Source organism: Rhizobium sp. WSM409 (assembly GCF_057653825.1).
Window position 1 is genome coordinate 163,020 of the sequence record NZ_JBYGKP010000003.1, and the last position, 24,795, is coordinate 187,814.

A 24,795-nucleotide genomic window follows, 5' to 3' on the forward strand; every position below is an offset into this window, starting at 1 on the left:
CATTTGTTCCCGCCCCGACGATTTTTATCGGCCTTTTGGCCGACCATGCAATTCCAACAATTTTTCGTAGTGCTCCTCGACCCTCCGGCATGCCTCCCGGGATGTTGTCTCCCATCCGCTGTGAGGCACGATATGCTCTCGCACCCAAGGGACGTGAGTGGCGTTCCACTTCCACATCCCCATCTCGCCGTGGATACCGGCAGGAAGCGAAACGCAGTCTTCGTCCGGCCGGAGCTTGTTGCCGAGATTGAATATCGAGCCTGGACCCACGACGGCAAGCTCTGACATGCGTCATACAAGCGGCTGCGCAACGAGCAGGATTATGCGGCCGTTTATGAGATCGAATAAGATGTGAAGCAGGGCGATTCGATGGGCTGCGCCGTGGGATCACGAGGGAACAATCTTTACCCCCACCACATGGCGCGGAGCCGTGCGTCTTCGGCAAAAGCGGGAATGGCGCTTCCGGCACCAAGGGCGAGACCGGCGGCCGCACCGGCTGAACCAATCAGGAATGAACGGCGATTGACCTAAATTGATAGTCCTCCTTGTCCCGATTCCCCGCTGCCATCCTCCAATGGCGTTATCGGGCACTTTGTGGAGATTACGAAAAAAAATTCGGTGAAAGCAAATGTGGATTGCCGGAGCAATAGGACGTTAATGGCCACATCCAGAGGCTGGGGCGTATGGCCAAGCGCATTTATGCGTAGCGATGTGATTTCATTGTCTCAAGTCCAATTGCTCGAGGCAAACGGCCGCAGCGGCTTGAATTCCACCGCCTGCACAGCGCCCGACGAGGTCATCATCTTCGCCCGCTTTTGGGCGAGATTCGCCCACCACTTCGAGGTGGTCCGGATCTGATCAATGCCATCAAGTATACGAAGCATGTGCCGGGCTTCCGCAGCCTCCATTGTTACGAGTGGTATGCCATCCAGTCGTGCCGGTGCATCAGTTGCATTATCGATTATGGCCCAACTGGTATCACTCGCGTTCAAACGATAGTTGCTCGCCATTTTGTCCCTCCGGTGAAATGGCAAGATTGATGCAAAATTCCCGATGCGCACATCTGGCAAAAGGGATTGGCTCCACCACCAAAAGGTGAATCGGCTGTTTGAACGTTAAATCGCCGGTCCAGCAGGGTCTCGTTTCAACCCGCGACGTGATGCGGTGCCGCGCAGTCGAAATGGCTCCGCACCGCAACCCGCCGCTAGCGAACCAACAACAGCAACCAAAAACCGCTGGAGCGAACTCAAAACTGGATAAAACTTGGGGGCAAGGTCAACGACAATCGCGAATTGGCTGACAACCACGCGCTCATGCTTGCCGCCAACGCCGACTTCGACAGCGGGCTGACGGTCCTGAAGAAAAAGCGCCCTTGACTCCTTCACCAAAAAGAACAAAATAGCAACATTTCTGCGGCAACCTGATATTCCTATTCAGCGTGGAGGATTTGGCATGCCCACCATTGTGTACAGAAACGATCAGAAAATCTCGCCACGCGATGTCATGAGATTCGCGGTCTACGCGGAGCACGTCAGCAGACAGTGCTATGACGTTTTCGAGGAAGACGGGTCGAGGTCTCGATCAGAAGCTCTTTCCCGTCGAGCGCAGGCCGTGTCTGATTCACTCGATTTTGGAGATGAACCACACTTCTTGGCGGAGGCGACGAAGAAGGTTCTCGCCCTTCGAGATATGGTCTCTGGCATGTGCTTCGATACGTTCGGAGAGCGCGGCCATATGGGCAAGTCCATGGACCTTCTCGGCATGGCCCGGGACGTGGACGAAGTGCTTGAAAAGCTCGTTATCTACCATCTTTCCCCGGAGGAGTTGGAAGCGGCAGAGACGGAATGGGCACATGAATCCCAGTTCCATGCGAAGATCGAAGGGGACAATTTGACGCGCGATGGGCCGGGCACCGGGGCGAGCGCTTGAAATCCTGCCGCGTCATGATCTCCAGACTTTCGGCATGAGAGCGGCGGCCGGCAGTATGGCCTGCAGGGCTGGCCAGAAAAGCCCTCAGATATCAGCTGGCCGTGACGCGAAGGGGATCTCTGTAATAAAAAAAGCCCCGCCTGGGCGGGGCAAGTTCGGTGGCCTTAGAGGAACACACCATTGCGTTCCTTCCAGTCTAACAACCAAGGGGCACGCCGGTTCCCGGTACGCTTTTGCACCGATCCTCCAGAGCTTAACTGCCCAGAGCAAGAAAAATCCCCGCAAGAGCGGGGCTTAGATAGGGGGGTGGTTTCTAGGCAGGAACGCATTGTGGCGTTGCTACAACTACTTTGCATAACCCTCCTACGTGAGCAATGAATAATATTACTTTCCACAGGTTCGCTCACAGGTTAAGCAAATATCGTACGATTTCGCTCAGAAGGACAAAGTCTCTTCAAATTACACGTGCACTGAGTATTATTCGGTAGGCCGCTCAGCGATTACTTGCTAACCCCAAGCATAATGTCTCCTGTGCGTTGGGCGGCCTCCAACCTCTCGATTGGTTCCGCTGTCGCGAAATCCATGTCTTGACCTGGCCTTCCTTGAGTAGCTTCTGACGGTTCTCTTCATCATTCGCTCGCAGTGACCCCGATGACCGCGCGCAATGCGCCTTCATTAGAACGTGATTACATGCGATGATGGGACATCATCCGGCATCGACCCAGGCGCGGATGGCTAAGAGAACCCGATTGCTCTTGCCTGTACAGGAGCAATGGTTGGATGGCTCGCTACTTTTTCAACGTTCATGACGGTATCTCGATTCCGGACACTCTGGGCTCGGAGCACCCGGACCTGCAGAGCGCCCGTACCGAGGCTGTGGAGACCATAGCCGAGCGGCTGCGGGGCGCTCTGTTGACGAAGGGTGACGTTTCTGCCTGGCTTATGAACGTCACCGATGAGCGCGGCTTTACCGTCATTGTTCTATCCTTCACGGCAGCCGTCCAAATCGTGGATCATGTGAATGTCGCTGGGCAAGTGCCCGGCGCATTGTAGAAATGTCAAAACCGCACAGACGGCTCAGCCCCTCTTGGCCTGTACTAGTGCTTTGACCCATAAGCTTAACATTGCTGACGCGTCCCCGTGACGTCGACATGAGATCGGGCTCAATCCCGCCGGAGGCTGGGCCATGTCCGACTTTTCGCAGTCTGATGTTCGAAACCTACTTCTGAGAGCGCTCGAGCCCGAAGCGTTCGATCTGCTGCGGGCCGCGATGCAGCCGGTAGCGCTTCCGGCGAAATTGGAAGTTATCGCGCCGGATGTGCCAAGCGAGGCTGCCTACTTCCTGGAAAGCGGCTTGGCATCAGTTGTTGCCACCAACGCTGATGACGAATCCGTGGAGGTCGGGCATGTCGGATATGAGGGCATGGCTGGGGCTCATGTGCTGCTGAAGGTCAACCAAACTCCGAACAGGACCTTCATGCAGGCCGAGGGGCACGGAATTTCGGTGCCGGTATCCGCGCTTCTTTCCATGGCGGAACGGGTTCCGTCGGCCAACGACCTGCTTCTGAGATATGCGCATTGCTGCGATTTGCAGCTTGCCCATTCCGCCCTTGCCAATGCCCGCTACAACATGCCTGAACGGCTGGCGCGATGGCTGCTGATGTGCCACGACCGGCTGCGGGACAAGAATCTGCCTCTCACCCACGAGTTCCTCTCGCTTATGCTCGGCGTCCGGCGTGCGGGGGTCACCAATGAAATTCACATCCTCGAGGGCGTGCACGCCATCAAGGCCACGCGCGGGAATATTCGGATCCTGGACAGGCCGAAGCTGGAGGACATAGCCGGTGGCTCCTATGGTGTTCCTGAGCGCGAATACGAACGGCTCGTCGGATTTCCCATCAGGCAGGCTTGAGCTCAGAAAAAGCTGCAGCTTCTCTCATGCGTCGCTGCGACTGGTTAGGTGGGATTGCGATTTGGACCCGCGGGACGGGGACGAGCTGACATCAGCCATAGCAGATAGTTCAGCGATAAACATTTCCCGAACGTAGTGCTGCCGTTCGCAATGCCTCGATTTGATATCTCTCTCAGAAGTACGCCGCCGTCTTGTTATAGATGTAGCGGCCACAAAACTGGGACGTGACAGCCGCCAACTTGTGGTTCATATGAATTGGATGACAATGTTGCTTGTCAAAACTCGGAGAGAATGGCGCATGCGTAGAATTCTATTAACTGGACTATCCGTATTGTTTCTCGGAGCGCAAGCTATTGCTGCTACCGCGATGACTGGAAAAGAGCTTCAAGCTCTGCTTTCGGACGGCAAGGTGATTGTGCTGGGCGGGCCAAAAGAAGGCTACAACGGCGAGCTTTCGGTTCTCAAGGACGGTACCGCACATGGTTCGGTCAAACTCGATTCCGGAGATGTGATCACCATTGACGGCGTGTGGCAGATTACTGGCAACAAGTTCTGCCGCACGTGGAAGGGCGGAACGGACGCTGGGAAAGAGGTATGTGAGACCTGGAATAAAACAGGTCCTAAGTCGGTTACCGTGTTGAACGGAAAAGAGAATATCGGCAAGAACTCCTGGAAGTAGTGTCGAGCAAAGGCGCGATCAAAGCTCGGCCGCCTCTAGCTCCACCTGAGCACCTGTTCCTGTTCGTAAGATTATGAGGGAAGTGCTCTAAGCACCACCAGCGACTCGGCACAGAAGGGGGCGGGATTGTCGGTGTCGCTCATCCAACCTCCTGGAATGTCGAAGCCGATGGGCCGAAACGCCAAAAAAAGCCCCGCCTTAGGTAGGACGGGGCGAGTTTGGGTTGCGGTGGGCCGCGCATTGAAGTGTAGGGTGGCTGCCATATCAAATCTCTGCACGACCCGACTCCTTACGATCGGCGGAGCCGAATTGTTCCCTCCCGTAGATTTTTTATCGGCCTTGCGGCCGGCGATGTGATTCCAGCAGTTTTCATAATACTCCTCGACCCTCCGGCATACCTCCCGGGACTGCACTTCCACCGCTGGCAATACATCAAAAGGACGCCCCCTGATCGTCCTTTGAGCAATCTGGCAAAAGCGCATCGTCAGGACTAAGCTGTACGAGTTCGTGTTTTGGAGCAGCGCCATGGAGCTGGTCGTCGAATACTGCCTGCACAAGCTTGGAGGCTTTTTTTACAAAACTTACTATCTGAATGGTGAGGCAATGGCGCTCAGTTTCGCCATTTCCATTGGCTTGGTTCTGACGGTTTTCGCGGTGGAACTCACCTATGTGGGGTTCGGCAATTCCGGATTCCGTCGGGTTTTCTTCGAACGCAGCAAATCCACAATCACCGATATCGTCTATTTCGTCCTTCAGGCGACGGGAATGATTACGCTATTTGCGGCGCTTGCGTCATTTGGTTTGTCCTATGCCATCACCCACGCGGCTCAGGATGCCCCCCACCTGGACCTTGCCGGGAGGCTGCCAAGCTGGGCACATGTTCTCTTGTTCCTAGTGCTGTCAGACTTCTTGAGCTACTGGCAGCATCGGTTGATGCACCGGCTGCCCGTACTATGGCGGCTGCACGAATTTCACCACGCAGCCGAAGAGTTCAACGCGCTGACTTCGTCGCGGGAGCATCCGCTGGAGAAGGCCATAAACATGGCCATCATGGTCGTTCCGGCGCTGCTTATCGGCCTGCCAACGGCCGAATTCGCCTTCGTGACCATCACCTTTGGCGCCATTGGTCTGGTCAAGCACAGTGCCATTCCCTGGCATGGCTGGTTTGGCAAATACGTGATCCAGTCACCACGCGACCACTTCATCCATCACTCCCGAGTGCGGGAACATCACGACAAGAATTTCGCCAACTATTTCCCGATCTGGGATCATTTGTTCGGCACCTATTACGAGGGCGATGCAGACGGTGCAAAGCTCGGTCTCGACCGCGACTACTTCAACCGAACCGATCCGTTCCGCGAAAGCATCGCCACGGAAATCCGTTTCTTCCAACGCGCGGGGCAAGCTGCCAAGGCCAAGTGCGGCATAAGCCTCATAAGCGGAAAAGCTGCCTCGCCGCAGGGGCTGTCGGGCACGGAAGAGCGCCGGTAGCGCGAAGTTGGCATCGCTCTGTTGTGATAAGCGGCAGCTTTCGGGAATCCACGAACTGGCTCCGAATGACAGGAATGGGTCGATTCCAGCCGCCGCTTCCGCTCCAACGAACCCGGGTTTAATGCGTTGATGTGGAGCCGATCGCAAAGCCGCTAGAAGGGCCCGCATAATAAATACCCGTGCAGAAACCTATAGCCGATAAACTGTCGGCCCTCGGGCTCAAACATATCAACATGGTCGGTAGATACGCACCACACTGCCGGATTTGTCGCACGTGGGGAACTCCGACCGCTGCGCGATCCGTCAATCCCCGATGGGCATGGCGCGTGAAATCTTATGCAGGTATCTGCTCCGTTGCTACTCAGACCCCTTCTCGTCTTAGCCGAATGTCAATAACACTTATTAGGCAATTGCTTTTTAAGGCATTGCTGATGGGATGGCGGCATGACAAAGCCGCCAAAACCAAAGCCGCTCTTGGAGGATGCTGACAAGCCGGTTCGATCGCGGCCGCGCAAGCCGCGAAATCCTGCCCAGCCGAACCTCCTCCTCGACCCCATGCCGGATCGCATCGATCCATGCCTTGCTCTCCTGAAGCCGAAGCCGCCCAAAGGGCCGCAATGGGCCTTCGAAGTGAAATGGGATGGCTATCGCCTGGCAGTGCATATCGAGCCGACGGGCATTCGCATCCTGACGCGCGGCGGCCACGACTGGACGGATCGCTTCCCGGCAATTCAACAAGCGGCCCTGTGGCTTCCGGTTGGCACGGCAATCCTAGATGGCGAGGCCGTGGTTCTCGACGAGCAGGGCCGGTCGGATTTCGGCTTGCTGCAACAATCGCTGGGCGGGCGGGGCGGCAAGAAGAGGTCAAGCGACGCCATCTTCATGGCCTTCGATCTGCTCTATTTCGACGGTCACGACCTCAGAACTTCCGAACTCGACATGCGCCGGCATCTGCTCGAGGATCTAGTGCCGGCCTGCGAGCTGGGCAATATCCGGCTCTCGGAGGAGATCGAGGCCGACGGTGATCAGCTGCTGGCAAGCGCCTGCGAACACGGATTGGAAGGTATCATCGCCAAGCGCCGGAACGTGCCTTATCGCTCCGGCCGGCTCGGCGACTGGCTGAAAATCAAATGCGTCCAGAGCGACAGTTTTGTGATCGTCGGCTATGAGCGATCCACAGTTGCGCGAGCTGGGATCGGGCGGCTGCTGCTCGCCGCGCGCAAGGGAAACGAGCTCGTCTACGTTGGGGGCGTTGGAACCGGCTTCAACGAACGTTCCGCCGCGGAGCTCCGGGAGCAGATGGACAAGCTGATCATCAACAAGCCCGCTGTCGATACCGGGAGGAAGCGAAATGCCGTCTTCGTCCGTCCGGAGCTGGTTGCCGAGATCGAATATCGGGCCTGGACGCATGACGGGAAGCTACGGCACGCGTCTTATAAGGGGTCGCGCGAAGCCGCTGATCAACTGGCGATTTATGAGTTGGACGACATACGCTAAGGTCCAACACCGGCCAGTCGAATGCGTCTCGTCGCTCGGCAAACAGCCCCTCAGTCGTTGCTAGTAACTTCCACTTGATCGCTTCTGTTCGGCCTTTTGATTCTCTTGGCTAGCAAAACGGTCGACGAGATCCCACCGCTCAGCATCTTTAGAAAAAGTATATTGAAAAAGGTGAGGGAATACGCATTTCCGACAACTGTTGTCGAAGCGCCTGCACCGTAGATCGGCAAAGGGATGAGAATAATTAAAACAACGAAGGTGAGCAAATATACCAAGTCCGTTTTAAAAAAGTTTTTTAGATCGGCAACTATAATCTCTCGGCTCAATTGCGAGGAAATTATATAAACCGAAAACAATAGTGTCTTCACGACCGTAAAGGTGATCAGAGAAAACGAAAGACATGTGTAAAGGGCGACCTGTTCTGGATGGTTTTCGGCCAGCCATGGCAGTTCATAGTAGTATTTGGGTAGAATAACCAACATGTATCTTAGTTGCGGGGCGATGTAATCCAGTACGGATCCTCTGGTCAGCCAAAGAAACAAGATCGACATAGACAAATAGCCATATCGAGGGGCGGACCGCTAATATGGCTCTCATATCGTTTGATAAAGTTCTGATTTTGAAGGCGAAAGAAAAGATCAACCCCGGCAAAACTTTTAAACATCATTTACGTTCAGCCTTTTGCCCCGAAACAATGCCTGAAAAACTCGATCGGGGGCGGGCACTTCGTAGTGGGGGTGGGCGGATTCTGTCAAGTATAACGCCCGTCAACCATTCCCATCAACATCGCCGTCCTCGTCGAGGCTGCGCACCGGCAGATAGGTGTTCTTCTCCATCCACTCCCGAACGATAAACCTGATCGTGTCGTTGCGCGTCATGCCGAGTTCGCCGGATAGGTCTCGCAAAGCTGCGTCCGTATCATCTTCGAAGGTGATCGATCCTGCATTGCGCAATAGGAGCGCGGCGCGACGAAGCAGGATTTGTAAGTCCGGCCGGGAGATGTCCGCAATCCGGTCGGCGGCGTCCTCAAGCAGAGCAGCGGTATCAGGTGTTTTCATGTGCGCCTCCAGCCACGTCATCTTGCCGCTTGTTGCTGCCAAGCATCGAGCCCAGCCTCGGTGAGCATGTATTTGCGAGTCACGGGAGACTCCTTGCTTAATACCCGTCCATGCGCAAAATTCTGGACACAAACTGGCGATATGGCCATTTAAATGAACAAAACTTGACTTCACACCAAGCGCCATGGCATGATGTCCGCAAGGACGGGAGCAACTCTTGTCCACTCAGATGAACAACATGGGTCATAACAGTGCCCCGTCAGAGAAGCTACTCCAGAGTGACGCATCAGGCGCTCGCCATGCTCGGCAAGCTGATCCGCGTCGGGCGCGCCGAGCGCGGCCTGACCGCGCAGGAACTGGCCGACCGTGCCGGCATCAGCCGGACGACATTGTCCAGCATCGAAAAAGGTGCGCCCGGTCCTGAGATCGGCATCGTCTTTGAAGTAGCGTCCCTCGTGGGCATGCGCCTGTTCGACTATGACGAGCGCAGTCTCCAGATGCACAATACCCGTCTCGATGAAAAACTGGCCCTGCTGCCCAAGAGTGTCCGCCACACGGTGAAGGAGGTCGATGATGACTTCTAAGGCGGACGCCACGGAAGCCTTTGTCTGGATGTGGCTGCCGGGGGCAACGGAACCGGTGGTGGCGGGCCGCCTCGACCAGTATGGCGAGCGCCTGCTCTTCACCTATGGCGCCAGTTACCGCCGCCGCGAAAACGCCATTTCCGTCTATGAGCCGGAGTTACCGCTCCAGGAAGGCATTATCGCGCCGATCAACGGCCTGTCGATGGCGAGCTGCATTCGCGACTGCTCGCCCGATGCCTGGGGCCGCCGGGTTATCATCAACAGACTGACGGGCAAGAAGCCCGACGCTGCCGGCGTGCCTGAGATCAGCGAACTTACCTATCTGCTCCAGTCCGGCTCCGACCGGATTGGTGCTCTCGATTTTCAGGCCTCGGCAACTGAGTATGTCCCCCGCCATGCCGCACAGGCATCGCTCGACGAACTCATGGAAGCTGCCGCCCTCATCGAAAAAGGCGTCCCCCTGCCATCGGCGCTCGAAATAGCCCTCAACCATGGCACCTCGATCGGCGGCGCGCGCCCCAAGGTGCTGATCAATGACGGGGCGAAGAAATTCATCGCTAAATTCTCGGCAACCAACGACACCTACAGCGTGGTGAAGGCCGAATTCATCGCGATGAAGCTGGCAGCCGCCTGCGGGCTAAACGCGGCGTCCGTGGCGATGACCCGCGCCGCGCAAAAGGACTTGCTGCTGATCGAGCGCTTTGACCGCACGCACACAACGGATGGCTGGAGGAGGCACGCCATGGTCTCGGCCCTGACCATGCTGGGCCTTGATGAGATGATGGCGCGCTATGCCTCTTACGAAGACTTGGCCGAGCTGATCCGTCGCCGCTTCACGGCACCCAAGGATACCCTCAAGGAACTCTACGGGCGGATTTGCTTCAACGTGCTGTGCGGCAACACCGACGACCATGCCCGCAATCATGCCGCCTTCTGGGACGGCCGAATGCTCACTCTGACGCCGGCCTATGATATCTGCCCCCAGAGACGCACGGGTAACGAGGCCACGCAGGCCATGCTGATCAAGGGCGATGGCCGCGCCAGCACCCTCGCCACCTTGCTAGCTAGCGCGCCGGATTATCACTTGAAAGAGGCGGAAGCTGCCGCGCTGATTGAAAACCAGGTCACGATGATTGCCGCAAACTGGCCAGCGGTCTGCGCGGAAGCCGAGCTGAGCCCCGTGGACCGCAACCTGTTCGCCGGACGTCAGTTTCTCAATAGCTATGCCTTTGAGGGGCTCGAAGGTCAAAAAGCGCTGAAGGATGCCTTTCGCGCCGCACGGGATGCGCTGATCGCGGCCGGAGGCGCTTGACGATGACAGCGCGACAGCAGCTCAAGAGAGGCGATTGGCAGGGCCTTTCTCCGCTCTCTTGGCCATGTGTCATGGGCTGCGGAGCAGACTGCCGCGGGCATCAACTTCTTGGTGGCCGCCATTCATGACGGGCTGATCGGAGCGTTCCCTCTTCCCTCGGCGCTATCTCGCTTAAATTTTCCTCACCCTTGTTGAGAGGACACCAGGGAGTTTGTTGCTGTATCCGGTCAGAACCTCCCTGGTGAATGTCGATCCATGTTGGGCGTCGTGGGGAGTTCCCCGAGGGGAGCCTTCGTTGAAAAATTCGAGCATAGCCGCTTCATATGATTGCGGAGTGGGGAGGTGCATCTTTGACCGACGAAGGAATAGTGTCGGCAGCATTGGGTTCGGGTGGAGGAAACCGATCAACCGCGCCTCAAGCGTTCAGCGGAAGGTGGGCCTGCTCGCGACGCAATGCTTTCTTGCATTCTTGGCTGCCATAGACAACGCGTCCACTATTCTTTCGGGGCTCGCCCGTTTGGTGACGACAGCTCGGCCCTCCGGGTTTTCGACAAGGCCGGGGTTCAGGGTGAAATACACCACACCAAGTCCGAACCCGGAAAAGAGGGCGCGGGCAATGGACGGCCCGGTCAGTCCATCCCCAAGCCGGATGTCGATGATGGCGATGTCTGCTTCGGAACCGAGCTCCAGAGCCTCTGACATGTTCCCCGCTATGCCAGTGATTTCGAATCCGGCGTCGATCGCGACATCCTCGATCACCAGAGCGATTCCCGGTTCGTCTTCAACGATGAGCAGACGCATGTTTCGTCTCCAGGGCGGCTACAATCGGCGCGGCGCTCTCTGGCGTCGCAAATCGAAAACACTCCCCGCTACAAGCCGTTCCATGTGTAGGACTTCAGTCTCAAGCATGCCCAACTAAGGTCCGAGATCCGGATGCCTCACCGAGATCGCGCGCCCGCTCCCCGGCAGCGACCAGCGTGAACGAAGTGTCGAAGGACCAGATCTTGACGCCAGGCCCGAACGCTTCAGTTTTTCACCAACGTGCGGCTGACAGATCTACCCTCTTCTACGAAAGTAGAGGGTCTACGTCGGATCAAAGTCCGTTTGCGCCCGCAGAACAAAGTTAGAGCGTAGGCTGGCAGACGGCGTTCCAACAATGTCGGCGGCGGGGAGTCGCGAGCTCCGAATTGAATGTACGAAACGGGAGAAATCAAAAAGCAGTCCCTTCACCTGTACGAAAGTAGCTTTCTGGATGACGTGGCGAGAGATCTGCAATGCTTTCAGATGAGGATCGACGCGACACGTTTCATTCTGACCGGCCTCTGGTCTCAGTAGTTATCCCAGCCTTCAATGCTTCCACCTATATTGAGCGCACGCTTCGGTCCGCCGTGCGCCAGACCTACGACGCCCTGGAGATTATCGTTGTCAACGGCGGTTCCACGGACCACACGGCAAAACTCCTCGAGCAGATGGCGATGTCGGACTCACGAATCCGCCTTCTGTCTACCCCCAACTGCGGTGTCGCCGCCGCGAGGAACACTGGGATCGAGGCGTCATCAGGTCGATTCGTGGCATTCCTTGATGCGGACGATCTCTGGCACCTAACGAAAGTCGAAAAGCAGGTGAGCGCTCTCAACCGGTTGCCCTCGCACTGGGCTGCGGTTTCGGCGGGCCGCATATTGAAGTGTATGGTAGGCTGCCATAACAATCTCTGCACGGCGTCGGTGGCATTCCACTTCTGAGCTCTCATGAAGCGCAGCACGCACTCTTCGCTGCGCTCCGCGCCTCCGGCCGGGCCGACAGGAAACACTACCGAACGCGTCTACTGTTCATCCGAGCAACGCCATGGCTATATTCCCTGGCATCCAGGAGACTACCAATGAGCCATAATACGCCAAATGGCGGTGCATCTGTGATCACTGCGACAGCAGTGACAGCCTTGTCCCTTGCTAACGCGATCTTCATAGCCAACACGAAGGTCATGCTCAAGAAAGGCCTGATCACAAGCCGGGAAGCCCAGGTCCTTGTGCTTGAGGTCGTAGAGCTCGTGCGGCGGTCAACGGATACGTCGCAGTCGATCGCTTTCGCGGACACGCTGTGCCGAGACCTGGAACGGTTCGCTCAGGATCTCGGCGGTTCAGACGGCTAGGTTAGCGTTAAGCGCAATTCTCAGGATCGAAGCCAGCAACAGGCGTCATCCACTCGCAAAAAATGCATATAGTTGGATGAGGTTAATGGCGCAGAGGGTGGGATTTGAACCCACGACACCCGTGCAGTATGCCGCTTTCGAGTGCGGTACACTCAACCACTCTGCTTTGGTCGGTCGGCCAAAGCCGGAGGGGGCGACGTCCTGTTGCAAACCGGAGATCCCTGTAGCCTTGCCGATGATACGGACGTGAAGCAGCAACTATCCGTCTGGCGGTGAGGGACTTGGTATTGTTAAATGATCCTCCCATGATCGACTTCGTGACCATTACGGCGATTACCTGAATATGGTGTCGCAGGGATTGTTTAATTCGCGCCATCCAAACACCGCCGGCTACGGGCTGTTGAGGTTCAGGGTTTCTTCTGGGGCTTGTTTGTGATTCAAGCTGCAGATGGAACGATTTGTGCTGACGGACGCCCAATGGGCGAAAATGGAACCACATTGCCACGGCAAGCCGTCTGATCCCGGCCGAAGTGGCAGCAACAACCGGGCTTCATCGAGGCAATTCTTTGGATTGTGCGTACAGGAAGCCCATGGCGGGATCTCCCCACGGTTTTTGGAAACTGGAACACGATCTACAAACGGTATCGCGATTGGGTCAAAGCCGATGTTTTCACAAGGCTTTTTGAGGTCTGCTCAGATGAGCCTGACATGGAATATGCCATGGTTGACGCCACCATCGACAAGGTCCACCGCCACGGACAGGGCTCAAAAGGGGGACTCAGAGCCAGGCTATAGGTCGTTCGAAGGGCGGCATGACGACTAAGATCCTTGCGTTGACTGATGCACTTGGAAATCTCGTACGCTTTGTTCTTCTGCCCGGTCATCGCTTCGACACGGTGGGCATTGCTCCGCTCATCGATGGCATTGGTTTTGACGGGCTGATCGCTGACAAGGCCTTCGACAGCAACCAAATCGTCGCTGATTTAAACGAGCGTGGAGCTAAGGTCGTCATCTCCCAGCATCCACGACGAAAAGCACCTCTTCCACTCGACAGCGAAATCTACAAATGGCGGCACCTCATCGAGAATTTCTTCTGCAAACTCAAAGAGTTCAAACGCATTGCAATGCGAGCGGACAAAACCGACCAAAGTTTCAGCGCAATCATTCACCTCGCTGCAGCCGTCATAAACTCAAGATGATTCTCAACAGCCCCTAAGCAAGCATCGCGAATTTCGTCGCCGATACAATATTGCTGTTCGCTGTATAGCAACACACGCCACTTCTAAACGCCCTCTCCTTGATCGGGAGGGCGCTTTTTTCGTTTGTGACATAGCAGCCAAATGACGACATAACCGGACGAAAAAACGCTGAAAACTGGCGGAACTTCCGCCCCCATTATTTGTTCTTGCATTTGCAAAACACACTGGGGTTACTACCAATGACGCAAATCCGTGAACCGGAGCGCCGGAGCAGAATGCTGCGCGGCCGCTCCTATACCCTTGATGAATTCGCTACCAAATATGGCTTGAAGGACGAGCAGGCAAAAACCCTGTTCGCCCGATTCGGGCCGTCCTCGATCGAACTTGACTTGCTGATGGCAGCCAAGCGCCGCCTACGGGTTCGGCAGGACCGACTGGTCCCGCAGGATAGCATTGCCGAAGCATCGAATGGAATGGATAAATGAGCGACAGACGCCACGAATGGATCAGCAAAAGAGCTTACGCGATTTGGGAGGAACAGGGCCGGCCTGATGGCCGCGACGCCGAGCACTGGCGCCAGGCGGTTGCCGAACGCGACGCGCTCGAGCGCACGCAGGCTTCAGTTGATGGCCGCGAGGTGCTGGTGAAGTTTCGCCCGAAACCGCAATGTCCGGCAATGCCGCGCCATGCCTGGGGCAATCCATCGACTAAGGCCGGCTGAGCGGCGTAACGCGTTTTTACGCGGTTACTCGTGTGATCATCACACGACGAAGCACCACGCTCAAAGACGTTGGCTGTGAAACGAAGATGTCCGTCACTTCCCCGCAGGCGTTTTTTATGGGCTGGTAGACGAAGTCGACATATCTGTCGAAAGAGGCGCCGCCCGGCCCTTTGATCGTTAGAAGCGCACCGAGTGCGGAATGTGGTTCTCCGGTCTGCCCGATCTCGGTCAGAGCCGCGGCGAAGCCCTGTTCCACCGCTTCCGGCAGAACCTCTGCGACAGTCCTTCCTACCGCCTCCCGGAAACCGATCAGCTCCGAGTAAGCCAGGTTGACGTATTGGAAAACGTGTTCCGGTCCGCTCAACATCGCCATGAAACCCGGCGCGTTCTCGAACATCTGGCGATAGCGCTCGGACTCCGACACAAGGCGCTGGCGCGCTCGCACGATTTCCGTCGTCTCCATCACGGTGTCGATCATGCCGAGAACCTTGGCGTTCTCATCACGGATCGGACTGTAGCAGAAGGTGAAATACGCAGTTTCAGCCTGCCCGTGTCGCGTGGTTTCGAGCGGAAAGTCTTCGTGGTAGACGGTTTCGCCCGACATTGCCTTTTCGGTGATCGGCCGCAAATCCTCCCAGTTCTCGCTCCAGGATCGTCGAAGGACTTCACTCCCTGTTGATCTCCGTCCGCTCGATGCCAGCGGTGCAAAACCTCAACGCAGACGTCTGCAGCGCGTCACGGGGGTGTCGGCGCGATGCGGGTTTCGAAAGGCTAGGCGGCTCCGGAGGATCACCGGCGCCATCGCGCGATGGTCAGCCGCCGCCGGGAGAAACGCTTTCGTCTTCACGGTCGGGAAGTGCGCCCGTGCCAGGCGTCTTGCTTTCGTCCGTCTGTTCCTTAGTCGCGTGTGGACCGGCAGCCGGTAGCCCCTGCCCATCGACCTGCTTCTTCCCTGTCTCCTCGATCGCCTCCTGGGCCGTCTTGTCCTTGTCCATGCTTGTACTCCATGCCTCGGTAGGAGGAAATCCGCCGTGCTCTCGATGGTTCCGGCCAACGGCCCAATAGTTGCGGATCTGTTAGCGGCGTGCCAATCGGCGTCATCGGCATGGAACGTCAAGCAGGAGCTACAGAATGCCCAGTATCCGCAGGCACGGCCAGACTAGGGCGGGCAATGTGCGGCTATGCGATGATTCTTCCTTATGTCGAGCCGCAAAAGCGGTCTCTCCCGCGCCTGAGGAATTGAGACGCCCGCTGACAGGCCGACCGATCGGTTCTATGATGGCGGCGACAAGGACTGCCGCTTCCCGACCTCCTCGTCCCCCCTCCTTGGTAGACCGCTACGGTGCAGATATTGACTCCGGAGTGAATTGGAACAAATAAGGAACATTTCTTTGTCGGAGCGATGCCATGTTGGACAATGTCAAGAAACCCGCAAAAAAGAAATCGGCCTTCGACGCCTGGTGGTCTGCGCTTCCGCTGACTATTCGCGAGAGCAACGACGAGGCGTTTGCACGGCGATGTTTCCGCGCCGGCCAAGCCGTAGGCTCCCGACCCGCCAAAAACAAGTATAAGCTTCGAGCGGGCAGGTTGGTCGTGTCCGTCTGGGCGACCAACAGTAGGGACGCGGCGAGGGAAGCGGCCATCGAGCTGGATTACCGGGTCGCAAAAGCGGGCAAGCGGCCGCCGGGTTCGGGGTGGAAGTTGACGCCCGTCGCCGACCATGCCTGAGATCCATCCGGTCAAGCGGCTGCGGCTCTGGACGGTGAGGGCCGCCGCGGATCAGGGGCAGATACTTGTGGTGACATGCAATCTCTGCCGGGTGACCCACAACTATATCCCTAGGGATATCGAAGAGCTTTGCGGCAACCTTTCCCTCGACAGACTGCTTCAGAAGTTCAGGTGCGACGGCTGTGGCAAGAAGAACTACCTGCAAATGAAGCTACATTTCCCGCACGGGAGCGAGTACGGAACGCTGAAGGTCCGCAGGCTGAAGCGGATTCGCACGGTTGCGGTGCCGGTCTGGAACGACGAGTTTCTCAGCTAGAATGGACTGCACCCGACGCGCCGGATTTGCATGCGGTCAAGTGCTTTTTCGCGTAGGATGTCGTAGCCGTTCGATGCCCCCGAGATCCGGCGCCCCGTGCGCCCAACCAGCGTCGGAGATGCGACTGAAGTTTGATAAGGCCGCCGGTGTCACCTCGACGACAGGTTGACCGAGGCGATCGGAAGCCCCTTCTCGTCGAGACCTACCGCGGCTCGCCGTCGGGTGGAGGGAGGGTGATGGTCTCCTCGTTTGAACGCGACACCGAACCTTGGGTGGGCGCTCAAAGTTCCGGCGTGGCGACGAGGAGAAGGGAACATCCATTGACGACGAAGGTTACCTAGCAGAAGGAGTAAGCATCATGGGAATGAACAAGCCGAAGGACGGTGCACCGGGCACCACGGACCAGTCGCCGCGATGGGAAGGTCCCCAGGAAAACACGCCGCGAGGATATCTGCCCGCCAAGGACGATCCCGACCGTGCGGAAGACGCCAATGGCGAGACCAATGCCGACCCCGAGGTCAAGAAGATCTCGGACGGGCTGAAGCAGAAAGGCGAGTGAGATGTCCGACGTCGAGAAGGATGCCAAAGGCCAGTTCGCCAAGTCGATCGGCGACAGAAAAGCGACGGGCGTGGCCAGTGCCAAGCCGACAGTCCTCACCGGATCGGAAGATGCGACGGAGCACAAGACGCCGCCAGGTAAGAAGCCGGTGAAAGAATGGGATCTGAACTACGACCCCGGTGACATGAACGAAGGTCAGACGCGGTAGGCGAGGATGCCGGATGAGCGCGAGGTCGGGGACGACACGAAGACCCGGCGTTAAACGACCCCAAGCGGAATCAGCGGCGGGACGGGCAGCTCGACGACAACGGCGTCGCCGGGCGCGACCACGCCCCCCTTGAGAACTATCGTCATCACACCCGTCTTCCTGACGAGTTCGCCGTTCGGCCCTTTGCTGACAACGGTTTTGAGCAGCCCCGGCTGGAACGTGTCGATCTGGGAGCACGGGTTGCGCAGACCCGTAACCTCAAGTTCGACGTCCGCACCCAGCTTCAGCACCGTCCCGCGTGGAAGCCCCAGTAGGTCGACGCCGCGCGCGGTTCCGTACAAGAGTTAGAGAAGCGGATCGCCGGTGACTTGGCGGAGGTTCGCGGCAACCGTCCGCAACCGTACTGATGGTTGGCCTTGGGAGGTTAATGCACTACCGTTTCCTTATCGCGATCCGGGCGAGCTGTTGCGACGCTCAAGGAGAATGATATGGCTGACTTCAATCTCTCACTCCAGATGGACGACGTGAACGTGCTTTCGGATGCCATTCGGATTTGGTGCCGGCACAATCGCGCCGCGCCAACGGAACAATCAATGCAGCTGCTTTGCAGCGCGGCGGTCGACCTCTATAATCAAGGACACAGGACGCGCGAGGAGTTGGTCACGCTTCTGATCACGAAGTTTGATAGCCCTCACTCGCTGCAGGTAAACGCGCCAACGTCCACGTCTCATCATTGAAGGTAATATCGGCCGTGAATGCGGAACGCCGGCTTGCCGGTGTCGCTCAGCCCATCTCCTGGAACGTCGAAGCCAATGGGCCGAAGGCCAAAAAAGCCCCGCCTTAGGTAGGACGGGGCTAGTTTGGGTTCGGCGGACCGCATATTGAAGTGTATGGTGGCTGCCATAACAATCTCTGCACAGCCCGACTCCTTACGATCGGCGGAGCCAATAGTTCCCATGCCGAAAAATTTTTATCAGCCTTTCGGCCGACCATGCAATTCCAACAATTTCTCGTAGTGCTCCTCGACCCTCCGGCATGCCTCCCGTGACATTGCCTCCCATCCGCTATGAGACGCGATATGCTCTCGCACCCAAGGGATGTGGGTGATGTTCCACTTCCACATCCCCATCTTGCCGTGGCTCATTTGGTCCAACTGGATTCGGCCGAAGGACTGCTCGCCGTCGAACCCGCTGAAGTCTTGGTGTCCTTCTCCCGGCCAGGTCTCGCGCCATTTGTATTTTGGTTGATACTGATCTGGCACCGGGTAGCCTCCGACCGTCGAGCGTGTCGCAAAATGTTCTCGACTTAGGCGGAGTCAATAACACGAATTGGGCAATTGCTTTTTAAGGCATTGCTGATGGGATGGCGGCATGACAAAGCCGCCGAAACCAAAGCCGCTCCTGCAGGATGTTGACAAGTCGGTTCGATCCCGGCCGAGCAAGCCACGAAATCCCGCACAGCCGAACCGTCCCCTCGACCCCATGCCGGATCGCATCGATCCATGCCTCGCTCTCCTGAAGCCGAAGCCGCCCAAAGGGCCGCAATGGGCGTTCGAAGTGAAATGGGATGGCTATCGCCTTTCGGTTCATGTCGAGCCGACGGGCATTCGCATCCTGACGCGTGGCGGCCACGACTGGACGCATCGCTTCCCCGCAATCCAACAAGCGGCCCTATGGCTTCCTGTTGGCTCGGCAATCCTCGACGGCGAGGCTGTGGTTCTCGACGAGAAAGGCCGGTCGGATTTCGGCCTGCTGCAACAGTCGCTCGGCGGCAGGGGCGGCAAGAAGAGGTCAAGCGACGCCATCTTCATGGCTTTTGATCTGCTCTATTTCGACGGTCACGACCTCAGGAATTCCGAACTCGACATGCGCCGGCACCTGCTCGCGGATTTGGTGCCAACCGGCGAGCAGGGAGATATCCGGCTCTCAGAGGAGATCGAGGCCGACGGCGATCAGCTGCTGGCAAGCGCCTGCGAACACGGGTTGGAAGGGATCATAGCCAAGCGCCGGGACGCGCCTTATCGTTCCGGCCGGCTTGGAGACTGGCTGAAGATCAAATGCATCCAGAGCGACAGTTTTGTGATCGTCGGTTATGAGCGATCCACAGTAGCGCGCGCCGGGATCGGCCGGCTGCTGCTCGCCGCGCGCAAAGGAGACGACCTCGTCTATGTCGGAGGAGTGGGGACCGGCTTCAATGAACGATCCGCCGCCGAGCTCCGGGAGCAGATGGACAAGCTGATTATTGGCAAGGCTACTGTGGATACAGGACGGAAGCGAAATGCAGTCTTCGTCGATCCGAAGATTGTTGCCGAGATTGAATATCGAGCCTGGACCCATGACGGGAAGCTGCGGCATGCGTCGTACAAGGGGCTCCGCGATGTGCAGGACAATGCGATTCCTTACCAACCACGCGGACGCCCGGGCGACCGTGGTTGAGGAATTCGATCCCCTCTGCTTCGAGGACGCGTTGAACGACCTGAACGTTTGCTGCACGACCGGCGATCGGTCCGTTTCCCAAACTCTCCATGTTCCGAATAGTGTTGACGTTCAAGCCGGTCTTCTCTGCGAGCTCTTTCTGCTCAATTTCCGCTGATTAATGACGGGACGAAGAAATTCATCGCTAAACTCCCGGCAATCAACGACACCTACAGCGTGGTGAAGGCCGAATTCATCGCGATGAAGCTGGCAGCCGCCTGCGGGCTTAACCTCCTTAAGCAGAAGGGTTCCTGTCGATGTTCAACGGCGGCGTGAATATCAGCCTGGATTTGAGCTCGATCGGCCCGGACGGAACCGGACGAAGGCGAGCTCGCCTCAAGTGTGTCGGCTTGCGCTCGTTGATGCCTCTTGAGGATGCGAGATTGCTAGTGCGAGGTCCATGGCTATCGTTTGTCGAGCAGGGCGCCGGTCGGAGGCCGGCTGGGAAATGGTTTTGGATGATACCTGGAAACGGCTTCGATAATCGTTCGGGCTCACGCCGATCGTCTTGGTAAAGACCCGCCTCATCGCGTTGACGTCTGCGAACCCGCAGATGGTGGCGATCCTCTGTAGCGGATGGACGGTGTCCTCGAGCAGCCGCCGTGCGGCGTCCGTCCGAGCGGCCGCGACGAAATCGGCCGGCGTGATTCCAAGCTCCTTGCGAAAGACGCGTGCAAAATTACGGATGCTCATTCCAATCTCTTGCGCCAAACTCTCGACGTCGAGGTTGCCGTTCAGATTTGCGAGCACGAACTCCTGAGCCTTCTGTATCAACGTCGTCTCGGACATCTGCCCGACAAGGTGCGCGCTGAACTGCGATTGGCCGCCAGGTCTTTTCATGAACATGACCATGTAACGGGCGACGATCATTGCTACGTCCTTGCCGTGATCCTCTTCAACAAGCGAAAGGGCGAGATCGATGCCGGCGGTGACACCGGCGGCGGTGATAAGCGACCCGTCCCGTACGTAGATGGCATCGGCGTCGAGATCGATCGCCGGATACTCGCGGCTAAACTTCGCCGCGCATTCCCAGTGTGTCGTCACCCGCTTTCCATCGAGAAGCCCGGCTTCGGCAAGCAGGAAAACTCCGGTGCAGATCGAGCCGAACCGCCGCACGCCTGGAACCCGGCGCCGAAGCCATGCAGTGACTTCTGGATCGATCTCGAGAAAAGCAGGATCTCCGGCGACCAGCAACGTGTCGATCTCCTCATCTTCGTCGAAGATGGTGCGATCCGCCATGAACCTCAGCTGACCGGTTCCGGCGATCGAGCGCGCTCCGGTTGACATGACCTGTATATCGTAGGCGCTCATGTCGCCCAGCCTTCGCGCAGCCTCCCAGAAAACTTCAGCAGGGCCGACGATGTCCAGCGACTGCACGCCTGGCGGCGCGAGGATGACAATCCGCATGACTACTCCGCTCCTAGTTGCCCGTCCAATGTCTGGTCATGCAAGATTTCTGCCAGTCTCGTCATGACTAGCCAGCGCCTGATCTGCCTGCTGTTGAGGTGGAAACTCTGACCGTCGCCTATGCGATGTTCTTCGATCTTCTCCGTCGCAGCCGCTTGGAGGGTCGCCTGGTTCACCGCGTAGAAAGCGATACAGTCCTCCATGAGCGGAGACTTCCGGAGCACGGCGCGAAACGCCCTTCGATGAACGAGGCAGTTCCCGCCGTTACAGGCGGTGAACTGCAACGCGTCGAGGTCCGCGTTCCAAAACGTGCCGGAGCTCATGCGGTACGTTCAAATCGACGGAAAAGCGCCCCGCTCACGGACCCAAGCAGAGCCCAGAAGACGAGGCTCGTCATCACCGCGGCAGCTACGAACTGATGCTCGAGGGACTCCGGGGCCAGCGGGTGCATTCCTTCCGGTGCGACCGGAGCGCCGATCAGGTGAGGGGCCGCGATGGTCGCAATGGCGACGGCTGCCGCCCATGGCTTTCGCTGGAAAGCAATTAGACCGATACCGACTGCTGTAGCCAACGCGGTTCCAATCCACCAGAGCTGACGGTCGGCCAGGGGCGCGGAAGGCGTTCCGGGTAACTCAGGCGGCAGACCTATCAAAGGCGCGAGCATGACGCAGGCGAAACCGGCCAATCCCCACAGCAAGCCGTCGCGCCAGGTGACGGGCTTCCCACGCATTGCGATAAGTCCGCACAGGACCAGGGCGTAGCCGATCGCGGTCAGCATGTTTGCTGCAACCGTGAAGGTCATCCGCTCCAGTCCGTCTGACGGCTCCCAGCCTGCTTCGTTGTGATCGTGATCGGCTTCGTGGGGGTGCGGTGTCGTCATGGGCGAAACGACTTCCGGCGTTTCCGTGGCTTCGCCCGCCTTTTCATAGACCTCGGCCTTGGCGATCAACTGGCTGGTTCCAGCGAATTGGGCGGCGCTGACGGCGCCGCCGACGATGACGCCCGTAAGGGCCGCCGTGAATACGATCGAGCGAAACAGCGACATGAGATTAAACCTCAGTGGCAGGGAAACGCATTGGCGTGACGGGTGTCATGCGCTGCGTTGTGAACGATTTCGATGTGCGAGAACCCGACGAATCCCACGATCACCAGACCGAAGAAGACCGCCGTCGCAGCCTGGAGGAGTTTCGCGGCCGACGTCGTGAGGTTTGGCGCCGCGATGGCAGTGGAGGCTGAGATTGACATCCTGATACCTTTCAAGTGTTTGAGTAGAGCGCCAATTTGGCAAGTTTTGACTGGGATCAGGCCGCCAGAGCGGCCACGATCTCTTCAGGGTCGACGACACCAGCTTTCACGATGGCCTTCTCAAGGGCTGTCAGGAACTGGTCGTAGTAATTCCAGCTCGAGCGATCGATGGGATGCGCATCTTCCCAATCCTTGATCGTCGCGATCAGTTCGTCTCGGAAATCGTCCCATTCGAAGGCGCCGCTCTTTGCGAGGGCAAGCGCCATTCCGAACGAGGACCGTTCCCATTGAGAACCGAAGCAGAGGGAACCGTTGGCGCGGGGAGGGTTGTCGGGCTCCCCCATCATTTCCGTAACCGCGAAATGTTCGAACTGGGTCAACATCGCATCCGCCTCAAGCGGCCTTGGCGATGGCGACGCCCATCATGGCTTCGGGGGTTACGAGAGCCTCAAGCTCCGTCTCCGTCAGCCCTTCGGTGCCTGGCGGGCGTTCCGGGATAACGAACCAGCGGATCTGCGCGCTGGAATCCCAGACTTTGATCTCGATGGTCTCCGGCACGGGCAGACCGAACTCGTTTAAGACCGCGCGCGGCTCGCGAGCTGCGCGGCTGCGGAATGTCGGATCCTTATACCAGTACGGCGGCAGCCCCAGGACTGGCCAAGGGTAGCAGGAGCAGAGCGTGCATATGATGAGGTTGTGGACGTCTGCAGAATTGGCGACTGCGCGCATATGTTCGCCCTCCGCGCCCGCCATCCCTTCGGGAAGCTCGAGTTCGGCGATCGCTGCGGGGGTATTGGCCACCAGGCGGTCCTTGAAGGCGGGGTCGAGCCATGCGCGGGCGACGATCTTGGCGCCGTTGAACGGTCCCATCTTCGTTTCGAAGAAATCCAGGATGGTATCGACGGTCTTGTCCGTGATGATGCCTTTCTTGATCAGGAGGGCCTCGAGAGCTTTAACGCGCGCGGCACTGTAGGCTTCGCGATCTTCGCGGTATTTGAAGCGGTCGATCATCTGAGTGTTCTCCTATTGCTTTGCGCGTCAGGCGGCTTGGGCGGCGACGGCGCGTGGGGATTCCACGTAATGGGCGTAGAGATCCGCGTAGAGGCTGAAGTTCGTCTCGGCGTTGGTGGGCCAGAGTTCCTCGGGCTCGAAACGGATGCAGTAGACCGGCATCGCCGCGCCGATCCCGTCCGTTCCCGTGTCACAGAGGTAGACGTAGGCGCCGTCGTAGACAGTCTCGACGGTTCCCGTCTTACCCCGAAGAAAGCCAGGCAGCCTGGTGTGCTCGACCGATGGGACATTCCTGATCGAGACGAGGTCGCCAACGGTGAAATCGGAGGATACCTCCGCCTCGCGCTTGGGGCTGTCGCCTTCGACGAGATATTGAACGACCCGATCGTCGATCGCCTGGTCGCCGGCCGTCGGCACGGGTATCGAGGGATCAGCGTAGTATTCCTCCGTCAGGGCATCGAGTTCCTCGGCGGTGATGTAGCCCTTGTCGATGAAGTAGCCGGAAATGCCGCCGAGCCATTTCTCGTAGTATCGGTATTTGAAGTAGTCGAAGGGGTTGAGAATTCCGCACCCTTGCGCAGGTCCGCCCAGGTCCAGATGCTTGAGAATGCAGACGGCGTCGCCGGAAGCGAGAGCTGAGAGGACAGGGCCATCATTGCGGTGTGGATACCGAAGATGCGGGTCTCCCATGTCTCCACGAAGACACGTGTTTCCGTGCTGACCGGGCCAAGGCCTTCAAGGCCGCCGAGATAGTGTTGGAGCTTCATCGAAATTTCCTCTTGAGCGATTGGTGTGGCTACGCGGTGGCGGGCTTGGTGGAGAGTAGCGACGTGCCGATTTCCGACAGAAGGCCAAAGGCGCCGCCGAGCAGCATTGCGGCCATGGCGACGAGGGTTGGATGGTTCATTCCTGACGTGACGACAGATGTATTGGTGGCGGCCGTCGTGCCGACCAACGACGCGAAGCCAAATACGATGGCCGGCGGGAAGTTCAGTATCTTGATGGAGGACACCATCACCATGGCCGAGGTACCGAGGCCGACGAGTAAGGCGACAAAGATCGGATGCTGCGGTCCGTATTGGATCACCAGCAGCGTTAGCGACGCGATGATGATACCGGTCCAGTTGGACACGATGCTCTTGACGAGGCCATGCTGCCCGCCGCCGCAGGCATAAAAAGACGCCCATGCAATGAACGTCACCCACACCGGAACAGGAAAGACGGTAGCGGTGATATAGGTGTCTATGGCGCCCAGGACGCCAAGGCTGATCATTGCTGCTACGAGAGGGGGCATGTCGTGTCTCCTTGTGTGAAAG

29 protein-coding genes and 6 pseudogenes are annotated in these 24,795 nt (G+C 57.9%); 20 read left to right on the forward strand and 15 right to left on the reverse strand.

Features of this window, described 5'->3' with window-relative positions; genetic code table 11:
* Positions 1 to 186: 186 nt before the first annotated feature.
* Positions 187 to 348: pseudogene (locus AC25BC_RS28335) on the forward strand (ATP dependent DNA ligase); the annotation flags it as partial.
* A gap of 59 nt (positions 349 to 407) precedes the next feature.
* Here AC25BC_RS28335 and AC25BC_RS28340 read toward each other — a convergent pair.
* Both AC25BC_RS28340 and AC25BC_RS28345 read right to left on the reverse strand, forming a co-directional pair.
* A pseudogene (locus tag AC25BC_RS28340) lies at positions 408 to 509 on the reverse strand (hypothetical protein); the annotation flags it as partial.
* A gap of 216 nt (positions 510 to 725) precedes the next feature.
* A complete protein-coding gene (locus AC25BC_RS28345) occupies positions 726 to 1,010 on the reverse strand; it encodes a hypothetical protein (RefSeq protein WP_012763461.1) in 285 nt (94 codons plus the stop codon).
* Positions 1,011 to 1,452: 442 nt separating this feature from the next.
* On the opposite strand from AC25BC_RS28345, the gene AC25BC_RS28350 reads away from it, so the two are divergent.
* The 6 genes from AC25BC_RS28350 to ligD (AC25BC_RS28375) all read left to right on the forward strand — a co-directional run bounded on the left by AC25BC_RS28350 (position 1,453) and on the right by ligD (AC25BC_RS28375) (position 7,508).
* Complete coding sequence (locus AC25BC_RS28350; protein ID WP_128439041.1) at positions 1,453 to 1,929, forward strand: hypothetical protein; 477 nt, start codon at positions 1,453 to 1,455, stop codon at positions 1,927 to 1,929.
* Between the two features lie 780 nt (positions 1,930 to 2,709).
* Complete coding sequence (locus AC25BC_RS28355; RefSeq protein ID WP_003553085.1) at positions 2,710 to 2,982, forward strand: DUF6894 family protein; 273 nt, start codon at positions 2,710 to 2,712, stop codon at positions 2,980 to 2,982.
* Positions 2,983 to 3,115: 133 nt separating this feature from the next.
* Positions 3,116 to 3,841: a Crp/Fnr family transcriptional regulator gene (locus AC25BC_RS28360; protein ID WP_003553084.1), complete on the forward strand. Its 726-nt coding sequence runs from the start codon at positions 3,116 to 3,118 to the stop codon at positions 3,839 to 3,841.
* A 298-nt stretch (positions 3,842 to 4,139) separates the two neighbouring features.
* The gene (locus tag AC25BC_RS28365; RefSeq protein ID WP_012763459.1) at positions 4,140 to 4,520 is read left to right on the forward strand and encodes a hypothetical protein; all 381 of its coding nucleotides are present in this window, start codon (positions 4,140 to 4,142) and stop codon (positions 4,518 to 4,520) included.
* Positions 4,521 to 5,045: 525 nt separating this feature from the next.
* Positions 5,046 to 6,011, forward strand: a complete 966-nt coding sequence (locus AC25BC_RS28370; RefSeq protein WP_012763457.1) for a sterol desaturase family protein — start codon at positions 5,046 to 5,048, stop codon at positions 6,009 to 6,011.
* A gap of 444 nt (positions 6,012 to 6,455) precedes the next feature.
* Positions 6,456 to 7,508, forward strand: a complete 1,053-nt coding sequence (gene ligD / locus AC25BC_RS28375) for a non-homologous end-joining DNA ligase (protein ID WP_128439040.1) — start codon at positions 6,456 to 6,458, stop codon at positions 7,506 to 7,508.
* Between the two features lie 767 nt (positions 7,509 to 8,275).
* Here the strand turns inward: ligD (AC25BC_RS28375) and AC25BC_RS28380 are convergent.
* Positions 8,276 to 8,566: a hypothetical protein gene (locus AC25BC_RS28380; protein WP_003554378.1), complete on the reverse strand. Its 291-nt coding sequence runs from the start codon at positions 8,564 to 8,566 to the stop codon at positions 8,276 to 8,278.
* A gap of 299 nt (positions 8,567 to 8,865) precedes the next feature.
* Between AC25BC_RS28380 and AC25BC_RS28385 the strand changes: the two genes are divergently transcribed.
* Both AC25BC_RS28385 and AC25BC_RS28390 read left to right on the forward strand, forming a co-directional pair.
* Positions 8,866 to 9,150, forward strand: a complete 285-nt coding sequence (locus tag AC25BC_RS28385; RefSeq protein ID WP_003554377.1) for a helix-turn-helix transcriptional regulator — start codon at positions 8,866 to 8,868, stop codon at positions 9,148 to 9,150.
* Positions 9,140 to 10,462 carry a type II toxin-antitoxin system HipA family toxin gene (locus tag AC25BC_RS28390; protein WP_128439155.1) on the forward strand — a complete coding sequence of 441 codons (1,323 nt, stop codon included), beginning with the start codon at positions 9,140 to 9,142 and terminating at the stop codon, positions 10,460 to 10,462. Before AC25BC_RS28385 ends, AC25BC_RS28390 begins: the two co-directional genes overlap by 11 nt.
* 423 nt (positions 10,463 to 10,885) lie before the next feature.
* Here the strand turns inward: AC25BC_RS28390 and AC25BC_RS28395 are convergent, their stop codons facing one another.
* Positions 10,886 to 11,263 carry a response regulator gene (locus AC25BC_RS28395; RefSeq protein WP_003554372.1) on the reverse strand — a complete coding sequence of 126 codons (378 nt, stop codon included), beginning with the start codon at positions 11,261 to 11,263 and terminating at the stop codon, positions 10,886 to 10,888.
* Between the two features lie 473 nt (positions 11,264 to 11,736).
* Between AC25BC_RS28395 and AC25BC_RS28400 the strand changes: the two are divergent.
* From AC25BC_RS28400 to AC25BC_RS28420, 5 genes and pseudogenes are all read left to right on the forward strand, one after another.
* A pseudogene (locus tag AC25BC_RS28400) lies at positions 11,737 to 12,126 on the forward strand (glycosyltransferase family 2 protein); the annotation flags it as partial.
* A 215-nt stretch (positions 12,127 to 12,341) separates the two neighbouring features.
* The gene (locus tag AC25BC_RS28405) at positions 12,342 to 12,611 is read left to right on the forward strand and encodes a hypothetical protein (protein ID WP_012763454.1); all 270 of its coding nucleotides are present in this window, start codon (positions 12,342 to 12,344) and stop codon (positions 12,609 to 12,611) included.
* 448 nt (positions 12,612 to 13,059) lie between these two features.
* Positions 13,060 to 13,810: pseudogene (locus tag AC25BC_RS28410) on the forward strand (IS5 family transposase).
* 239 nt (positions 13,811 to 14,049) lie between these two features.
* The gene (locus AC25BC_RS28415) at positions 14,050 to 14,295 is read left to right on the forward strand and encodes a hypothetical protein (protein WP_128439039.1); all 246 of its coding nucleotides are present in this window, start codon (positions 14,050 to 14,052) and stop codon (positions 14,293 to 14,295) included.
* Complete coding sequence (locus AC25BC_RS28420) at positions 14,292 to 14,531, forward strand: DUF2934 domain-containing protein (RefSeq protein WP_003554363.1); 240 nt, start codon at positions 14,292 to 14,294, stop codon at positions 14,529 to 14,531. The genes AC25BC_RS28415 and AC25BC_RS28420 overlap by 4 nt, the downstream gene beginning before the upstream one ends.
* A gap of 16 nt (positions 14,532 to 14,547) precedes the next feature.
* Here AC25BC_RS28420 and AC25BC_RS28425 read toward each other — a convergent pair whose 3' ends face one another.
* Together AC25BC_RS28425 and AC25BC_RS28430 are read right to left on the reverse strand one after the other, a co-directional pair.
* Complete coding sequence (locus AC25BC_RS28425; RefSeq protein WP_003554362.1) at positions 14,548 to 15,159, reverse strand: PAS domain-containing protein; 612 nt, start codon at positions 15,157 to 15,159, stop codon at positions 14,548 to 14,550.
* A 184-nt stretch (positions 15,160 to 15,343) separates the two neighbouring features.
* Positions 15,344 to 15,526: a hypothetical protein gene (locus AC25BC_RS28430; protein WP_003554361.1), complete on the reverse strand. Its 183-nt coding sequence runs from the start codon at positions 15,524 to 15,526 to the stop codon at positions 15,344 to 15,346.
* Positions 15,527 to 15,938: 412 nt separating this feature from the next.
* On the opposite strand from AC25BC_RS28430, the gene AC25BC_RS28435 reads away from it, so the two are divergent.
* The 4 genes from AC25BC_RS28435 (at position 15,939) to AC25BC_RS28450 (ending at position 17,342) form a co-directional block, all read left to right on the forward strand.
* Positions 15,939 to 16,259: a hypothetical protein gene (locus tag AC25BC_RS28435; protein ID WP_003554359.1), complete on the forward strand. Its 321-nt coding sequence runs from the start codon at positions 15,939 to 15,941 to the stop codon at positions 16,257 to 16,259.
* Entirely contained in the window at positions 16,252 to 16,575 is a 324-nt protein-coding gene (locus tag AC25BC_RS28440) for a hypothetical protein (protein WP_003554357.1), read from the forward strand. The genes AC25BC_RS28435 and AC25BC_RS28440 overlap by 8 nt, the downstream gene beginning before the upstream one ends.
* Positions 16,576 to 16,933: 358 nt before the next feature.
* The gene (locus AC25BC_RS28445; RefSeq protein ID WP_003554355.1) at positions 16,934 to 17,134 is read left to right on the forward strand and encodes a hypothetical protein; all 201 of its coding nucleotides are present in this window, start codon (positions 16,934 to 16,936) and stop codon (positions 17,132 to 17,134) included.
* A gap of 1 nt (position 17,135) precedes the next feature.
* A complete protein-coding gene (locus AC25BC_RS28450; RefSeq protein ID WP_003554353.1) occupies positions 17,136 to 17,342 on the forward strand; it encodes a hypothetical protein in 207 nt (68 codons plus the stop codon).
* A 50-nt stretch (positions 17,343 to 17,392) separates the two neighbouring features.
* Here the strand turns inward: AC25BC_RS28450 and AC25BC_RS28455 are convergent.
* A pseudogene (locus AC25BC_RS28455) lies at positions 17,393 to 17,674 on the reverse strand (MOSC domain-containing protein); the annotation flags it as partial.
* Positions 17,675 to 17,830: 156 nt separating this feature from the next.
* Here AC25BC_RS28455 and AC25BC_RS28460 point away from each other — a divergent pair.
* Complete coding sequence (locus AC25BC_RS28460; RefSeq protein ID WP_003554351.1) at positions 17,831 to 18,079, forward strand: hypothetical protein; 249 nt, start codon at positions 17,831 to 17,833, stop codon at positions 18,077 to 18,079.
* A gap of 236 nt (positions 18,080 to 18,315) precedes the next feature.
* Here AC25BC_RS28460 and AC25BC_RS28465 read toward each other — a convergent pair whose 3' ends face one another.
* Positions 18,316 to 18,603, reverse strand: coding sequence for a hypothetical protein (locus AC25BC_RS28465; RefSeq protein WP_003554348.1), 288 nt, complete (start codon positions 18,601 to 18,603; stop codon positions 18,316 to 18,318).
* Between the two features lie 109 nt (positions 18,604 to 18,712).
* Between AC25BC_RS28465 and ligD (AC25BC_RS28470) the strand changes: the two genes are divergently transcribed.
* A complete protein-coding gene (gene ligD, locus AC25BC_RS28470) occupies positions 18,713 to 19,777 on the forward strand; it encodes a non-homologous end-joining DNA ligase (protein WP_128439038.1) in 1,065 nt (354 codons plus the stop codon).
* Between the two features lie 375 nt (positions 19,778 to 20,152).
* Here ligD (AC25BC_RS28470) and AC25BC_RS28475 read toward each other — a convergent pair whose 3' ends face one another.
* The 7 genes and pseudogenes from AC25BC_RS28475 to AC25BC_RS28505 form a co-directional block, all read right to left on the reverse strand.
* Entirely contained in the window at positions 20,153 to 21,223 is a 1,071-nt protein-coding gene (locus AC25BC_RS28475; protein ID WP_003554342.1) for a GlxA family transcriptional regulator, read from the reverse strand.
* A gap of 319 nt (positions 21,224 to 21,542) precedes the next feature.
* Positions 21,543 to 22,268, reverse strand: coding sequence for a CbtA family protein (locus tag AC25BC_RS28480; protein ID WP_012763450.1), 726 nt, complete (start codon positions 22,266 to 22,268; stop codon positions 21,543 to 21,545).
* Between the two features lie 11 nt (positions 22,269 to 22,279).
* Positions 22,280 to 22,468, reverse strand: coding sequence for a CbtB domain-containing protein (locus AC25BC_RS28485; protein ID WP_128439037.1), 189 nt, complete (start codon positions 22,466 to 22,468; stop codon positions 22,280 to 22,282).
* 56 nt (positions 22,469 to 22,524) lie between these two features.
* Positions 22,525 to 22,851, reverse strand: coding sequence for a nitrile hydratase accessory protein (locus tag AC25BC_RS28490; protein WP_012763449.1), 327 nt, complete (start codon positions 22,849 to 22,851; stop codon positions 22,525 to 22,527).
* A gap of 10 nt (positions 22,852 to 22,861) precedes the next feature.
* Positions 22,862 to 23,479 carry a nitrile hydratase subunit alpha gene (nthA, locus tag AC25BC_RS28495; RefSeq protein ID WP_017996632.1) on the reverse strand — a complete coding sequence of 206 codons (618 nt, stop codon included), beginning with the start codon at positions 23,477 to 23,479 and terminating at the stop codon, positions 22,862 to 22,864.
* A 27-nt stretch (positions 23,480 to 23,506) separates the two neighbouring features.
* Positions 23,507 to 24,246, reverse strand: a pseudogene (gene nthB / locus AC25BC_RS28500) (nitrile hydratase subunit beta).
* 29 nt (positions 24,247 to 24,275) lie between these two features.
* Complete coding sequence (locus AC25BC_RS28505; RefSeq protein WP_003554329.1) at positions 24,276 to 24,773, reverse strand: DUF1097 domain-containing protein; 498 nt, start codon at positions 24,771 to 24,773, stop codon at positions 24,276 to 24,278.
* Positions 24,774 to 24,795 lie beyond the last annotated feature (22 nt).

Coding starts and splice junctions, on each gene's coding strand:
- AC25BC_RS28345 (WP_012763461.1), bottom strand. CDS start 1,010: ATGGCGAGCAACTATCGTTTGAACGCGAGTGATACCAGTTGGGCCATA.
- AC25BC_RS28350 (WP_128439041.1), top strand. CDS start 1,453: ATGCCCACCATTGTGTACAGAAACGATCAGAAAATCTCGCCACGCGAT.
- AC25BC_RS28355 (WP_003553085.1), top strand. CDS start 2,710: ATGGCTCGCTACTTTTTCAACGTTCATGACGGTATCTCGATTCCGGAC.
- AC25BC_RS28360 (WP_003553084.1), top strand. CDS start 3,116: ATGTCCGACTTTTCGCAGTCTGATGTTCGAAACCTACTTCTGAGAGCG.
- AC25BC_RS28365 (WP_012763459.1), top strand. CDS start 4,140: ATGCGTAGAATTCTATTAACTGGACTATCCGTATTGTTTCTCGGAGCG.
- AC25BC_RS28370 (WP_012763457.1), top strand. CDS start 5,046: ATGGAGCTGGTCGTCGAATACTGCCTGCACAAGCTTGGAGGCTTTTTT.
- ligD (WP_128439040.1), top strand. CDS start 6,456: ATGACAAAGCCGCCAAAACCAAAGCCGCTCTTGGAGGATGCTGACAAG.
- AC25BC_RS28380 (WP_003554378.1), bottom strand. CDS start 8,566: ATGAAAACACCTGATACCGCTGCTCTGCTTGAGGACGCCGCCGACCGG.
- AC25BC_RS28385 (WP_003554377.1), top strand. CDS start 8,866: ATGCTCGGCAAGCTGATCCGCGTCGGGCGCGCCGAGCGCGGCCTGACC.
- AC25BC_RS28390 (WP_128439155.1), top strand. CDS start 9,140: ATGACTTCTAAGGCGGACGCCACGGAAGCCTTTGTCTGGATGTGGCTG.
- AC25BC_RS28395 (WP_003554372.1), bottom strand. CDS start 11,263: ATGCGTCTGCTCATCGTTGAAGACGAACCGGGAATCGCTCTGGTGATC.
- AC25BC_RS28405 (WP_012763454.1), top strand. CDS start 12,342: ATGAGCCATAATACGCCAAATGGCGGTGCATCTGTGATCACTGCGACA.
- AC25BC_RS28415 (WP_128439039.1), top strand. CDS start 14,050: ATGACGCAAATCCGTGAACCGGAGCGCCGGAGCAGAATGCTGCGCGGC.
- AC25BC_RS28420 (WP_003554363.1), top strand. CDS start 14,292: ATGAGCGACAGACGCCACGAATGGATCAGCAAAAGAGCTTACGCGATT.
- AC25BC_RS28430 (WP_003554361.1), bottom strand. CDS start 15,526: ATGGACAAGGACAAGACGGCCCAGGAGGCGATCGAGGAGACAGGGAAG.
- AC25BC_RS28435 (WP_003554359.1), top strand. CDS start 15,939: ATGTTGGACAATGTCAAGAAACCCGCAAAAAAGAAATCGGCCTTCGAC.
- AC25BC_RS28440 (WP_003554357.1), top strand. CDS start 16,252: ATGCCTGAGATCCATCCGGTCAAGCGGCTGCGGCTCTGGACGGTGAGG.
- AC25BC_RS28445 (WP_003554355.1), top strand. CDS start 16,934: ATGGGAATGAACAAGCCGAAGGACGGTGCACCGGGCACCACGGACCAG.
- AC25BC_RS28450 (WP_003554353.1), top strand. CDS start 17,136: ATGTCCGACGTCGAGAAGGATGCCAAAGGCCAGTTCGCCAAGTCGATC.
- AC25BC_RS28460 (WP_003554351.1), top strand. CDS start 17,831: ATGGCTGACTTCAATCTCTCACTCCAGATGGACGACGTGAACGTGCTT.
- ligD (WP_128439038.1), top strand. CDS start 18,713: ATGACAAAGCCGCCGAAACCAAAGCCGCTCCTGCAGGATGTTGACAAG.
- AC25BC_RS28475 (WP_003554342.1), bottom strand. CDS start 21,223: ATGCGGATTGTCATCCTCGCGCCGCCAGGCGTGCAGTCGCTGGACATC.
- AC25BC_RS28480 (WP_012763450.1), bottom strand. CDS start 22,268: ATGTCGCTGTTTCGCTCGATCGTATTCACGGCGGCCCTTACGGGCGTC.
- AC25BC_RS28485 (WP_128439037.1), bottom strand. CDS start 22,468: ATGTCAATCTCAGCCTCCACTGCCATCGCGGCGCCAAACCTCACGACG.
- AC25BC_RS28490 (WP_012763449.1), bottom strand. CDS start 22,851: ATGTTGACCCAGTTCGAACATTTCGCGGTTACGGAAATGATGGGGGAG.
- nthA (WP_017996632.1), bottom strand. CDS start 23,479: ATGATCGACCGCTTCAAATACCGCGAAGATCGCGAAGCCTACAGTGCC.
- AC25BC_RS28505 (WP_003554329.1), bottom strand. CDS start 24,773: ATGCCCCCTCTCGTAGCAGCAATGATCAGCCTTGGCGTCCTGGGCGCC.